Origin of the sequence: Actinomadura chokoriensis, from assembly GCF_039529475.1 — a bacterium.
GTDB classification, from domain to species: domain Bacteria; phylum Actinomycetota; class Actinomycetes; order Streptosporangiales; family Streptosporangiaceae; genus Spirillospora; species Spirillospora bangladeshensis.
Genome location: NZ_BAAAMW010000001.1, coordinates 1 through 13,069 on the forward strand (window position 1 = coordinate 1; position 13,069 = coordinate 13,069).

The 13,069-nt window shown below is 72.8% G+C and carries 10 protein-coding genes; 2 read left to right on the forward strand and 8 right to left on the reverse strand.

Annotated elements, in window-relative coordinates; translation table 11 throughout:
* Positions 1-1,549: cupredoxin domain-containing protein (locus tag ABFX46_RS00005; RefSeq protein WP_346039232.1), on the reverse strand; the 1,549-nt coding region annotated here is incomplete at its 3' end.
* On the reverse strand, positions 1,546-2,823 hold the full coding sequence (locus ABFX46_RS00010; protein ID WP_346039233.1) for a hypothetical protein: 1,278 nt from the start codon (positions 2,821-2,823) through the stop codon (positions 1,546-1,548). The genes ABFX46_RS00010 and ABFX46_RS00005, both read right to left, overlap by 4 nt.
* Before the next feature lie 59 nt (positions 2,824-2,882).
* Here ABFX46_RS00010 and ABFX46_RS00015 point away from each other — a divergent pair, with 59 nt between their 5' ends.
* On the forward strand, positions 2,883-3,665 hold the full coding sequence (locus ABFX46_RS00015; RefSeq protein WP_346039234.1) for a DUF2249 domain-containing protein: 783 nt from the start codon (positions 2,883-2,885) through the stop codon (positions 3,663-3,665).
* A gap of 69 nt (positions 3,666-3,734) precedes the next feature.
* Here ABFX46_RS00015 and metH read toward each other — a convergent pair whose 3' ends face one another.
* Positions 3,735-7,340, reverse strand: coding sequence for a methionine synthase (gene metH / locus ABFX46_RS00020; RefSeq protein ID WP_346039235.1), 3,606 nt, complete (start codon positions 7,338-7,340; stop codon positions 3,735-3,737).
* Positions 7,341-7,512: 172 nt separating this feature from the next.
* Between metH and ABFX46_RS00025 the strand changes: the two genes are divergently transcribed.
* The gene (locus ABFX46_RS00025; RefSeq protein ID WP_346039236.1) at positions 7,513-8,142 is read left to right on the forward strand and encodes a nucleoside/nucleotide kinase family protein; all 630 of its coding nucleotides are present in this window, start codon (positions 7,513-7,515) and stop codon (positions 8,140-8,142) included.
* Here ABFX46_RS00025 and ABFX46_RS00030 read toward each other — a convergent pair.
* The 5 genes from ABFX46_RS00030 to ABFX46_RS00050 form a co-directional block, all read right to left on the reverse strand.
* The gene (locus tag ABFX46_RS00030; protein WP_346039237.1) at positions 8,139-8,513 is read right to left on the reverse strand and encodes a DUF6221 family protein; all 375 of its coding nucleotides are present in this window, start codon (positions 8,511-8,513) and stop codon (positions 8,139-8,141) included. The genes ABFX46_RS00025 and ABFX46_RS00030 overlap by 4 nt on opposite strands.
* Before the next feature lie 58 nt (positions 8,514-8,571).
* Entirely contained in the window at positions 8,572-9,825 is a 1,254-nt protein-coding gene (locus ABFX46_RS00035; protein WP_346039238.1) for a lipase family protein, read from the reverse strand.
* A gap of 133 nt (positions 9,826-9,958) precedes the next feature.
* Entirely contained in the window at positions 9,959-11,080 is a 1,122-nt protein-coding gene (locus ABFX46_RS00040) for a cytochrome P450 (protein WP_346039239.1), read from the reverse strand.
* Positions 11,077-11,859 (reverse strand): SAM-dependent methyltransferase, encoded by a 783-nt coding sequence (locus ABFX46_RS00045; protein WP_346039240.1) that lies wholly within the window; start codon positions 11,857-11,859, stop codon positions 11,077-11,079. Before ABFX46_RS00045 ends, ABFX46_RS00040 begins: the two co-directional genes overlap by 4 nt.
* A gap of 57 nt (positions 11,860-11,916) precedes the next feature.
* Positions 11,917-13,044, reverse strand: a complete 1,128-nt coding sequence (locus ABFX46_RS00050) for a glycosyltransferase (protein WP_346039241.1) — start codon at positions 13,042-13,044, stop codon at positions 11,917-11,919.
* Positions 13,045-13,069 lie beyond the last annotated feature (25 nt).

Below are 13,069 nucleotides of genomic sequence, written 5' to 3' on the forward strand. Positions count from 1 at the left end.
GACCCGGCACCGTGCACCAACCGTCGATCGCACCCTTCACCGACGGCACCGTCAGCGTCGCCGACTCCCCCTGACCCAGCATCGGCGTCGCCTCACCCGACGCCAACCGCAGGTCATGCCGCATCGCGTCCTTGTTCGTCACCTTCAGCACCAGACGCGTACCAGGCGCCGCCTCGATCGTCCCCGGACGAATCCGCATATTCGCCAACGTCACCTCCACCACCCGCGTCCCCGACGCCGCCACCGTCTGGGACGACGACGAATCGCCGTTCCCCACCGTCACCCCGGCGGCCAGGGCGGTCAGCAGAACACCAGCCGCCAGGCCCGCAATGACCGGAGAGGGGCGGTGAGACCGGAGAATCGTCGCGACCGCCAGCACGATGAACGCGGCCAGGGCGGCCAGGACGACGATCCATGCCGCGCGCGACGCCCGTTCCGGCACCGGGAGCACGAGCAGCGGCACCGCAGCGTTGATCAACGCCACCCGCACCACCCAGAAGCGTTCGATCAGCGCCGAGTTGGCCTTCAGGGCGGCCGGTCCCCCGCCCAGGACCACGGGCAGCAGGAACGTCAGCGCGCCCAGCAGCGTCTGCCCCACGAAACCGACCAGCACCAGCGGGAGCAGCCCCGAGAGGCTCTGCCGCGAAGCGTCCGCGATCAGCGTGATGGCGAACCATGTCGTCCCCGCCGCGAGCATCCAGGACGCGGCCGTATGCGGACGCCGCTGCCGCAGCACCCGGACGAACGGGACCAGCGCCAGCGCGGCGGCCCCCGCGTACACCAGCAGACCGCCGACCACGACCCACCGCAGCGAGGCGAGCAGGCCGCCCACCGCGACCGCGAGCCCCGGCACGGCGAAACGCAGCGACCAGCGGGCGATTCGTCCCGTCCCGTCCACCATCCGGGTGCGCAGGACGGTCGGCCACAGCGTGAACAGCGTGCCCAGCACCGCGAGCCCCACCCAGCCCAGGATGTTGACCTGCGCGTGCGCGGCGTGCAGCCGCTCGTGCCATTCGGACGGGATCCGCCCGGACGCCATCAGCCCGCCCAGCGCCCCGCCCGTGACCAGCGCCGCCCCCGCCCACAGGTACCAGGCCACGACGTGCGCGAACCGTCCGCCCAGGGCGCTCCGACCGCGCAGCGCGAGCACCGCGATGTGCGCCGCGACGACCCCCACGACGCCGGCCGCACCGCCGACCGCGAGCGCCGCGTATCCCTCGGACACCCCGCACAGCACCGCGACGATCCCGGCGTTCAGCACCGCCAGCCGGGTCACCGGCCACCAGTCGGGCGGGGCCTGGACGCGCAGGAGCGCCGACGCGAAGTGCTCCGTCCACGTCACGATCGCGTTGGTCACCGCGCCCAGCAGGAACAGGTGGATCAGCAGCCATTGCGGCATCGGCAGGTCATGCCGGACGAAGGCGGCTGCGACGGTCAGCGCGAGCCAGACCAGCACGACCCCGTTCGCGACGGCGTGCCACGCGGACCGCGAGCGGCGCGGGGCCGGCGGCGGGCCGCCGACCTTCGGACGCACACCGAGCGACGTCATGTCGGTTCCTTTCCGGCAGGGTCGTGCGCGGCCCCTCCGCCGCCCGGCTGCGGCGCGGCGTCCGCCTCCGGCGGCGATGCCGCGTCCCCGCCCGGCCCCGACGCGGCCGGGCCGGCGTTTCCGGCAGGCGCGGTCACGGGGTGTCCCACCGTGCGCGATGGGGCCCTTTTGACCAGGCGTGATGCGGCTGCGGCGCAGGCGCCGAAGAGGAGCAGGGAGACTTCGCCGAGCACTCCCCCGGTCGTCCGCGCCACCGCGACACCGGCGAGGTCGCCCGCGACCCGCAGCGCCAGCGACGCGTGCAGCAGGGCGAGCGGCACGTACAGGATCGGGTGGTACGGCAGCCGGACCCGCAGCACGGCGGGCAGGATCACCGGCGCGTGGCCGAACACCATCGAGATCACGAAGCCGAGGAACACCGCGTGCAGCGCGGCGTCGTAGAAGCCGGTCGCCGACGGGACTCCGGCGGCGAGCCAGATGCCCCCGGCGACGGCGAGCCAGGCGTATCCGGCGAGGAGGCAGGCGGCGGCGAAACGCGGCAGGCCGTTGCCGCGGACGGTGCGGCGCGCGACATCGTGGACGGCGAGCCAGCCCGCGAGCGCCACCATGCCGAGGCCCGCGAGGCGCCAGCCCGGTTCGGCCCACCGCACGGAGACGGCCGCGCCGGCGCCGAGGAGCGCGGCCGCGGCGACGAGCCCGTCGGACGCGCGGCGCCCCAGGAAGGCGACGCGGGCGAGTTCGAGGCGCTCGCCCGCGATCGTGAGGATGAGGAACGCGGCGAGCCACGGGACGATGTCGCCGACCGTCCGGCCGCCGATCCACAGCATGCCGCCGATGTACCAGGCGGCGGCGCCCGCCAGCTGGACGGCGAGGTCGCGTCCGGTCCGGCGGCCGAGGACCGTGATGTAGATCGCGACGAGCCAGCCGCCGGCGGCGGTGAGCAGCAGCCGTCCGGGGACGGCGAACCCGGCGGCGGTGACGAGGCCGCCGGCCGCGGCGAGCGCGGGGGACGCGTAGGCCCAGGGCCGGCCGAGGGCGACGGCGCGTTCGAGGGAGATCAGGGTGCCGAGGAAGCCGAGGGCCATCAGCGGGCCGTGCTGCTGCGCGAACGACGTGCGCGGCAGCGGGACGGGGAGGTCGAGGAGGCCGAGGGCGCCCCAGAGGGCGACGAGGAGGGTCAGCAGCGCGCCGGCGAGCAGCGGGAGCCGGCGCGCCGCCGGGCGGGGCACGGCCCGGGGTCGTTGGTCGCGTACCCCTGTGGCCTGATTCTCCATGGCCGCTATTATAAATACAAGTAGTGTTGTGAAAAACAGGCCGGCACTGAGGAGTGCTCATGACCACATCGACCGCCAGCCCGCAGCAGGAGACGGTGCGGGCCATTCTCGACCACCACGAGCGGCTCGGCCGGACGATGGCCGACCACGCGCTGACCATCGCCCGCGCGGCCGACCAGCTCACCGCCCCCTACGACCGGCGCGACAAGCTCGTCGCGTTCTGCACGGACGAGATCCTCCCGCACGCGGAGGCCGAGGAGGGGACGCTCTACAAGGCGGCCGAGGACCTGCCGGAGGCGCGGCTGCTGCTGCGCGCGATGCTGCGCGAGCACGTCGTCCTGCGCGAGAAGGTCGCCGAGCTGGCGGCGGCGCGGACGCCCTCGGAGGCGGTCGGCGCGGCGGCGGCGGTCAACGCCCTGTTCCAGTCGCACCTGCACAAGGAGAACGACCTGATCCTGCCCGCGCTGGTCGACGCGGGCGTCGACCTCGGCGCGCTGCTGGACGGCATGCACGAGATCCTCGGCGCGGGCGCGGCGGCGTCCCACGACGACGGCCACCAGTGCACCTGCGGCGGCCACGACGCGCACCCGGGCGTCCCGGGCGCGACCGCCGAAGTGGCGGACGGCGAGCTCGACGTGCGGGTGCTCGCCCACGGGCAGCGGCACCAGCAGATCTTCGCGACCTTCCAGGCGCTGTCGGCGGGGACGGCGTTCGTCCTGGTCAACGACCACGACCCGAAGCCGCTCTACTACCAGTTCGCCGCCCAGTTCCCCGGCGAGTTCAGCTGGGACTACGAGGAGGCGGGCCCGGAGGTCTGGAAGGTCCGCATCGGGCGTCCCTGAGCCCTCCGCGAGACACGCCTGACGGCCGCGGCGCGGTGGCCGTCAGGCGTTTCCGTCGTCCGGCCCGTCCTACTTCGGGTCGTAGGAGAGGTTCGGGGCCAGCCAGCGCTCGACCTCGGCGACGGGGAGGTCGCAGCGGACGGCGTAGTCCTCGACCTGGTCCTTGCCGATGCGGCCGACCGTGAAGTACCGCGACGCCGGGTGCGCGAAGATCAGGCCGCTGACGCTGGCGCCGGGCGACATCGCGTACGACTCGGTGAGCTTCATGCCGAGGCGGCCCGCGTCCAGCAGGTCGAACAGGGTCCGCTTGAGGCTGTGGTCGGGGCTCGCCGGGTAGCCGAGCGCCGGGCGGATGCCGCGGAACTTCTCGGCGTGCAGGTCGGCCAGGTCGGGCTCGGAGCCCGGCTCGAACCAGGCGCGCCGCGCCTCCAGGTGGACGTACTCGGCGAACGCCTCGGCGAGCCGGTCCGCGAGGGCCTTGACCATGATGGCCTTGTAGTCGTCGTTCTCCTCCTCGAACTTCGCGGCGAGGTCCTCGGCGCCGAGGATCGTCACGGCGAAGCCGCCGAGGTGGTCGCCGGACGGGGCGATGTAGTCGGCGAGGCACCGGTTCGGGCGGCCCTCCGGCTTGGACGTCTGCTGCCGCAGCATCGGGAAGCGCGGCCCGCCGTCCAGGAGGATGTCGTCGCCCTCGGAGTGCGCCGGCCAGAACCCGTAGGCGCCGGACGCCTCGAACGAGCCGTCCGCGATGATCTGGTCGAGCAGCTCGTTGCCCTCGTCGAACAGCTCGCGCGCGACGGGCTGGTCGAGGATCGCCGGGTACTTGCCCTTCAGCTCCCAGGCCAGGAAGAAGAACTGCCAGTCGATCATCGCGCGGATCGCGGCGAGGTCGGGCTGGACGATCCGGACGCCGGTGAAGTCGGGCGTCGGAAGGTCGGAGAAGTCGACCTGCTCCCGGTTCGCCCGGGCCTGCTCGTAGGTGAGCATCGGGCGGCGCTGCTTGTTCTCGTGCTGCTCGCGGAGGCGGGCCTGCTCCTCGCGGTTGGCGGCGTCCAGCGCGGCGGCGCGGTCCTCGTCGAGGAGGTCGGAGACGACGCCGACGACCCGGGAGGCGTCCAGGACGTGCACGGTCGTCGCGTCGTAGGCGGGCGCGATCTTCACGGCGGTGTGCTGCCGGGACGTGGTGGCGCCGCCGATCAGCAGCGGCAGCCGCATCCCGCGGCGCTCCATCTCGGCGGCGACGGAGACCATCTCGTCCAGCGACGGGGTGATCAGGCCGGACAGGCCGACGGCGTCGGCGTTCTCGGCGATCGCGGTGTCGAGGATCTTGGCGGCGGGGACCATGACGCCGAGGTCCACGACGTCGTAGTTGTTGCAGCCGAGGACGACGCCGACGATGTTCTTGCCGATGTCGTGCACGTCGCCCTTCACCGTGGCGAGGACGATCTTGCCCTGGCCGCGCTCCTGCATGATGCGGCCGGCGCGCAGCGCCTCCTCCTTCTCCTTCTCCATGAAGGGCTCCAGGTAGGCGACGGAGCGCTTCATCGCGCGGGCGCTCTTCACCACCTGCGGCAGGAACATCTTCCCGGATCCGAACAGGTCGCCGACGATCTTCATGCCGTCCATCAGCGGGCCCTCGATGACGTCGAGCGGACGGGCGGCCTTCTGCCGGGCCTCCTCGGTGTCCTCCTCGATGAAGTCGACGATCCCGTGGACGAGGGCGTGGGACAGGCGCTGCTCGACCGGCGCCTCCCGCCAGGACAGGTCGACCTCGCGGACGGTGCCCTTGCCCTTGACCGTCTCGGCGAACGACACGAGCCGGTCGGTGGCGTCGGGACGGCGGTCGAACAGGACGTCCTCGACCAGTTCGAGCAGGTCGGCGGGGATGTCCTCGTAGACGGCGAGCTGCCCGGCGTTCACGATGCCCATGTCGAGCCCGGCGCGGACGGCGTGGAACAGGAACGCCGAGTGCATCGCCTCGCGGACGACGTCGTTGCCGCGGAACGAGAACGACAGGTTGGAGATGCCGCCGCTGGTGCGGACGCCGGGGCAGCGCTCCTTGATCCGCGGCAGCGCGTCGATGAACGCCTTGGCGTACCCGTTGTGCTCCTCGATGCCGGTCGCGACGGCGAGGACGTTCGGGTCGAAGATGATGTCCTCGGCGGGGAACCCGGCCTTCTGCGTCAGCAGGTCGTAGGCGCGCCCGCAGATCTCGACCTTGCGGTCGGCGGTGTCGGCCTGGCCCGTCTCGTCGAACGCCATGACGACGACGCCGGCGCCGAAGTCGCGGATGCGGCGGGCCTGCTCCAGGAACGGCTCCTCGCCCTCCTTGAGGGAGATCGAGTTGACGACGCCCTTGCCCTGGACGGTCTTGAGCCCGGCCTCCAGCACGCTCCACCGGGAGCTGTCCACCATGATCGGGATGCGGGCCACCTCGGGCTCGGTCGCGATCAGGTTCAGGAAGGTCGTCATCTCCCGCTCGCTCTCGAGCAGGTCGGCGTCCATGTTGACGTCGAGCAGGTTCGCGCCGCCGCGGACCTGCTCCAGCGCCACGTCCACCGCGGCCTGGTGGTCGCCCGCCTCGATCAGCTTGCGGAACCGCTTGGAGCCGGTGACGTTCGTGCGCTCGCCGATCATGACGAAGCCGGTGTCGGCGCCGATCTCGAACGGCTCCAGGCCGCTGAACCGGCTGGCCCTCGCGGGCCGCGCGACCTCGCGCGGCGCCATCCCGCGCACCGCCTCGGCGATCTCGGCGATGTGCGCGGGGCCCGTCCCGCAGCAGCCGCCGACGAGGTTGACCATGCCGGACGCGGCGAAGTCGCGCAGCAGCGCGCCGGTCTCCTCCGGCGTCTGGTCGTAGCCGCCGAAGGCGTTCGGCAGGCCCGCGTTCGGATGCGAGGCGACGTAGGTGCCGGCGAGCCGGGCCAGATCCTCCACGTGGGGGCGCATCTCCGCGGCGCCGAGGGAGCAGTTCACCCCGACGACCAGCGGCTCGGCGTGCTCGATCGACCGCCAGAACGCCTCGACGGTCTGCCCGGACAGCGTCCGCCCGGACAGGTCGACGATCGTCACCGAGATCCACAGCGGCAGCTCGGGCGCGACCTCGCGGGCCGCGGCGATCGCGGCCTTGGCGTTCAGCGTGTCGAAGATCGTCTCGATCAGCAGCAGGTCGACGCCGCCCTCGGCGAGCCCGGCGATCTGCTGCGCGTAGGCGTCCTTGACCCGGTCGAACGTGACGGCGCGGTAGGCCGGGTCCTCGACCCGGGGCGACAGCGACAGCGTCACGTTGAGCGGCCCGACCGAGCCGGCGACGAACCGGCCCCCGTACTCGTCGGCCGCCTGCCGCGCGAGCCGCGCGCCCTGCACGTTCATCTCGTGGACGAGGCCCTCGAGGCCGTAGTCGGCCTGGCCGATGCTCGTCGCGGTGAACGTGTTGGTGGTGGTGATGTCGGCGCCGGCGTCGAGGTACTGCCGGTGGACGTCCAGGATCACGTCCGGCCGGGTCAGGTTCAGCAGGTCGGGGTCGCCGGTGACGTCCTTCGGGTGGTCGCCGCCGATGCGGTCGCCGCGGTAGTCCTCAGGGGTGAGCCCCGCGCCCTGGAGCATCGTGCCCCAGGCGCCGTCGAGCACCGCGATCCGCTCTTCCAGAAGCTCGCGCAGATTGGTGTGGGTCATTGTTTCCGAGCACCTCCCAGTTCATATGGGAGGCGCCCTTGCGGAAGTCGGTCTCTGGGGCCCGAGCGTGGCGGGCTCTCGCCCGTTGCAGCGCCTCTCGGACCCGTACCGAGGTTACCTTCCCGAGACCCGGTGTGTCAGTCGCGTCCCACATTGCGGGCAGGATGAAGTGATGCGCGTACGACCGATCTCGCCGTCGCTCGTGGTCACGGAGCTTTCCGAGCGGATCGCGGCGTCCGGGCGCGGTTCGTGGCTGCGGGTCGCCATCGACGGCGCGCCTCCCGCCGCCCCCTCGGACCTCGCCGACGCGCTCGTCTCGCCGCTGCGGGCTCTGGGACGGGACGTGGTCCGGGTTTCGGCGGACGATTTCCTGCGTCCGGCGTCGCTGCGCTACGAATTCGGACGGGACGACCCCGACCTTTATTACGACGAATGGCTCGATGTGAACGGGCTCGTGCGGGAGGTGCTAGGGCCGCTGGAACCGTCCGGGACGGGGAAGGTGCTGCCGAGCCTGTGGGACGCCGACCTCGACCGGGCCACGCGGGCGCGGTACGTGTCGCTGCAACCCGGCGGGATCTGCCTGCTCGACGGATCGCTGCTGCTCGGGCGGGGTCTCCCGTTCGAGCTGACCGTCCACCTGACCTTGTCGCGCGGCGCCCTGGCCCGCCGCATGCCGGATGACCGCTCCTGGACAATCCCCGCCTACGCGCGCTACGAGCGGGAGGCGGACCCGCTGCGCGCCGCCGACGTCGTCCTGAAGGTGGACGACCCCGGCCATCCTGCACTGGTCACCGACGCCTAGGGGCACCATTCCCGCTGGTAGGCGGGGTGGGTGGCGTAGGGAAGCGCGAGGAGGCGCAGGACCGACTCGCGGACGGCCTGGGCGGCTTCCAGTTCGGGGGTGCGGTGGCCCTGGGCGAGGATCCAGGCGTTCTTCTCGTAGTCGTCGATGATCTGGCGGCGGGCGGCCGCCTCGGCGAGCGTGCGGGCCGGGTGGTGGCGGGCGATGTGCTCGGCGTAGGCGTCGTTCTCCGCCTTCGCGACGAAGGCGGGCTCGTCGGAGTCGATGGTGATGGTGCCGGAGGGGGCGGCCTTCCAGGGGGCGGACGAGCTGTCGCGGGCGATCTGCTCGTCCCGGGCGAGCCGGGCGCGGAGGAACTCCACCAAGTCCATGGGGCCATCCTGCCCTCTGCGAGAGCGGGACGGCCCCATGGGTGCTCCGGAGACCGGATCAGGCGGCGCAGTTGCCGGTCACGGGCTTTCCGGCGAACCGGTCGGTGAGGAAGGCCATCGCGTCCGGCTCGCTCCAGAGCATGCCGGTGGCATGCTCGGCGAACGTGTAGGTCTTCCAAGTCACGTTCGCGCCCTTCGCGCACCACGCCTTGTGCAGCGTGTCGGCCTGCCCGAACGGGATGATCTCGTCGTAGACGGCCTGCGTCTGCAGCACCGGCACGGACGGGGCGGTCGAGCCGAGCTTGTTGGCGTCGAGCCGCTGCCGCCACTCGGGCGTGTCCAGCGGGTCGCTCGTGGTGTAGTCGCTGATCTTCTTGAACAGCGTCCCGGCGAGCGTGCCGATGCCGTCGACGCTGACCAGGCAGAGGTTCTCGGCCTTCGCCAGCAGGTCGCGGCCGTTGTCGTTGAGGTACTTCTCAAGGTCGAGTTCGGGGTAGGCGGTGTCGTAGCCGACCGCCGCCATGAACATCAGCCCGACGAACGGCGAGCCGTCCAGGCTCTTGGCGACCGCGAGCAGGTCCGCGGGGACGCCGCCCGCGAAGGCGCCCTTGAGGTCGAGGTCCGGGGCGTAGCTCTCGGCCAGCTCGGCGGCCCAGCCGGAGGACGTCCCGCCCTGCGAGTAGCCCCACAGGCCGACCGGCGCGCCGCCGAGGCCCGCGTCCGGGAGGCGCTGCGCGGCGCGCGCCATGTTCAGGACGGCCTTGCCCTGCGAGCGGCCGACCTCGTAGGTGTGCTGGCCGGGTGTGCCGAGGCCCTCCATGTCGGTGACGGCGACGGCCCAGCCGCGGCTGAGGGCGTCGGCGACGAAGAACATCTCGTAGTCCATGCCCTGGGTGAGGGTGTAGGACGGCGCGCAGGAGTCGCCGAGGCCGCGCGTCCCGACGGCGTAGGACACGAGCGGGCGCTTGCCCTGGCCCGTCCACGCCTTCGTCGGGACGAGCACCATGCCGGACACGGCGGTCGGTGCGCCCTGCGCGGTCTCCGACCGGTAGAGGATCTGCCACGACTTGACGCCCTCGTAGGGCGAGTGGCCGAGCGGGTCCATGGTGAACACGGCCGGACGCGACCGGATGACGTCGCCGGGAGCGCCGGCCGGGAGCGGAGACGGCGGCGTGTAGAACGGATCCTGCCCGGGGGGCACGGGGTCCTGCGGCGCGGCGGCGGCGGTGCCCTGCAGGGTGGCCGCCGCCAGGGCGACGCCGATGCAGGACGCCGCCAGGGTGCGCAGCACGCGGCGGACGGTGATGGACATGGCGGGTAACCCTTCGTCTTCGCCTGCCGTCGGCGTGACGGCCACCCGACCGTAACGTAATTGGATACTTACTCCAATGAAGCTCGGGACACATCGCAGCGGCGGCTTTTGTCCCGGCTCGACAAAACGGGGGTCACCACCGCACGGGCAGCCGGGTCGGGCCCCTGACCAGGCTCGCCTCGCGCCACGGGACCTCCTCCGCCGGGACCGCGAGCGCCAGGCCGGGGAACTCGGCGAGCAGGACGGCCAGCGCCGCCTCGGCCTCCAGGCGGGCGAGCCGCGCGCCGAGGCAGAAGTGCGCGCCCTGCCCGAAGGCGATGTGCGCGGGACCGTCCCGGGTCGCATCGAAGCGGTCGGGGTCGGGGAACATGCCGGGATCGCGGTTCGCCTCGGCGAGCAGCGGCAGCACCAGCTCCCCGGCGGCGACGCGGCCGGACGGCAGCTCGACGTCCTCCGCCGCGACCCGCGGCAGCGCGTACAGCGCCGGGGTGTCGTGCCGCAGCAGCTCCTCGACGAGCCCCTCGGTCGGTTCGAGGCCGCGGAAGCGGTCCTCGCCGAGCAGGGTGAACACGCCCGACGCGATGAGGTTCGCCGTCGTCTCGTGGCCGCCGGTGATCAGCGCGGTGACCAGGCTGACCAGTTCCGGCTCGGTGAGCGCGTCGGAGCCGTCCCGGGCGGCGATGAGGTCGTCGATGAGCGCCTCGCCCGGGTTCGCGCGGCGCTCGGCGAGCAGGCCGTGCACGTGGTCGCGGAACTCGCGCGCCGCCTCGGCGCGCCCGGCGGCGTCCAGGTCGGACGTGGTCAGCGCCGCGTCCGCCCAGCGGCGGTAGCGCTCGCGGTCGGCGTCCGGGACGCCGAGCAGCTCGCAGATCACCCGGACCGGCAGCGGGAACGCGAACCCGGCGACCAGGTCGGCCGGCGGGCCCTGCGCGGCCAGCTCGCCGGCCAGCTCCCGGGTGATCTCGACGATCCGGGGGCGCCACCGCAGGATCCGGCGCGGGGCGAACGCGCCCGCGACGATGCGGCGGATGCGGGTGTGCTCCGGCGGGTCCATGTTGAGGATCAGGTGCGGGTCGTCGCTGATGTCGCTGCCGCTCACCATGCGGGCGGCGGGCGTCCCGCTCAGGTCGCGCTTGAAGCGCGGGTCGGTCAGCACGCGCCGGACGTCCTCGTACTTGTGCGCGGTCCTCATGGTGGCGCCGCTGGGGAGGACGGTCTCGGGCAGCCCGCCGCCCCGGTCGTCATCGGCGGTCACCGGGCCTCCTTGATGCCGACCCCGCACAGGTAGTAGTCGCCGCCGGCGCCGATCGTCCCGGTGGCCGGTTCGGGACGCCATTCGTCCAGGCGGACGAGGCCGGGGTCGAGGAGCGTCCAGCCGTCGAAGAAGTCGAGCAGGCGTTCGCGGGACCGGTGGGTCATGCCGGTGTTCGCGCGCCCGTAGACGCTGACGGAGTTCTCGGTGACCTCGTCGTCCCCGGTGATGTGGGAGACGACGATGTGGCTGCCCGGCGCGAGCGCGTCGCGCAGCGCGGCGACCGCCTCGTACGGGCCCTCGTCGTCGGCGAGGCAGTGCAGGACCGACAGCAGCATCAGCCCGACCGGCTCGCCGAGGTCGACGGCCGCGCGGACCGCGCCGTCGTCGAGCAGCGCGCCGACGTCGCGCAGGTCGTGCCGGACGACGACCGTCGCCTCGTCGGTGGCCGTCAGCGCGCGGCCGTGCGCGACGACGACCGGGTCGTTGTCGACATAGACGACCCGCGCGTCCGGGACGAGGGGCCGGACGGTCTCGTGGACGCTCCCCTGGGTCGGCAGCCCGGTGCCGATATCGAGGAACTGCCGGATGCCGGACGCGGCCAGATGGCGCGCCGCCCGCTGCATGAAACGGCGATTGTGCCTGGCCAGGACGGGAGTGAAGGGCGCGGCGTGCAGAATCTTCTGGGCGGCTTCGCGGTCGACCTCGTAATTGTCCTTGCCGCCGAGGTAGTAGTCGTACATCCGGGCGACATTGGGTATAGCGGCGTTCGTCTCGTCCACGCGGGCTCCCTGGGTTCCGGTTTTGCATTATGCCGCGCGGCCGGTGGCGGAGGGAGGTCAATGGGCGGCCGCGGTGCGCCCTTTCCAGGCACCTCCTCTTCCGGCTCGGTGGCGGCGCGCGGAATCGACCGTCATGGCGGCGTACAGGAGCGCGACGGCGGGCAGCGCGAGGGCGCGCAGCGGCGACAGGCCGTAGAAGCGGAGCATCGGCGCGTAGGTCAGCGTCATGACCGTCCAGGCGAGGGCGCCCGCGACGAGGGCGGCGGGGTGGCCGGTGACGGCGCCGGCGACCGTCGCGGCGGGCGGCACCGCATAGAGGAGCAGCAGGCCGAGGACGGTCCCCGCGAGCAGCGCCGGCGAGTAGCGCAGCTGGTGGTAGGCGCTGCGGGCGATCATCATCCACAGGTCCGCGAGGCGGGGGTAGGGCCGGCGGCTGACGACGTCGCGGCCGAGGTCGAGGCGGCACCGCCCGCCGGCGCGCTTGATGAGGCGTCCCATCGCCACGTCGTCGATCAGCGCGCCGCGGATCGCCGCGATGCCGCCGGCCGTGTCCAGCGCGGCGCGGCGGACCAGCATGCAGCCGCCGGCCGCCGCGGCCGTGCGGGCCCCGTCGCGGGTGACGCGGCGAAACGGATAGAGCTGCGCGAAGAAGTACACGAATGCTGGAACGATCACTTTTTCCCAGCGCGTGCGGACGCTGAGCGTCGCCATCTGGGAGACGAGGTCGCGCCTAGCATTGACGGCTTCGCGGACGAGCCTTTTCACCGTTCCTGGCTCGTAGGCGATGTCGGCGTCGGTGAACAGGAGGAATTCCGGGTCGCCGGCCGCCCGGACGCCCTCCGACATCGCCCACACCTTTCCGGCCCATCCCTCCGGGCGTTCCCGCGCGGTCACCACGTGCCCGGTGAGCCGGGCGGCCGTTTCGGCGGTCCCGTCACTGCTCCCGTCGTCGACGAGGACGACGCGGAACGCGCCCGGATACTCCTGCGCGAGCAGTGTCGGGAGCGTCTCGGGGAGGACGGCCGCCTCGTCGCGGGCGGGGACGACCGCGGTGACCTCCGGCCACGCGGGCGGATCGTCCTGCTCCGGCAGGCCGGGCCCGGTGCGCCAGAAGGCGCCGTGGCCGAGGGCCAGGTAGAGCCATCCGATCAGTGCCGCCGCCGCCAGCACGTCCACGATCACCACGCTCCGCAGCCTCGCACCGCGGAAC

What these genes read in the sequence shown, in the direction of transcription:
- ABFX46_RS00010 (WP_346039233.1), bottom strand. Translation starts at nt 2,823, where the DNA reads ATGGAGAATCAGGCCACAGGGGTACGCGACCAACGACCCCGGGCCGTG.
- ABFX46_RS00015 (WP_346039234.1), top strand. Translation starts at nt 2,883, where the DNA reads ATGACCACATCGACCGCCAGCCCGCAGCAGGAGACGGTGCGGGCCATT.
- metH (WP_346039235.1), bottom strand. Translation starts at nt 7,340, where the DNA reads ATGACCCACACCAATCTGCGCGAGCTTCTGGAAGAGCGGATCGCGGTG.
- ABFX46_RS00025 (WP_346039236.1), top strand. Translation starts at nt 7,513, where the DNA reads ATGCGCGTACGACCGATCTCGCCGTCGCTCGTGGTCACGGAGCTTTCC.
- ABFX46_RS00030 (WP_346039237.1), bottom strand. Translation starts at nt 8,513, where the DNA reads ATGGACTTGGTGGAGTTCCTCCGCGCCCGGCTCGCCCGGGACGAGCAG.
- ABFX46_RS00035 (WP_346039238.1), bottom strand. Translation starts at nt 9,825, where the DNA reads ATGTCCATCACCGTCCGCCGCGTGCTGCGCACCCTGGCGGCGTCCTGC.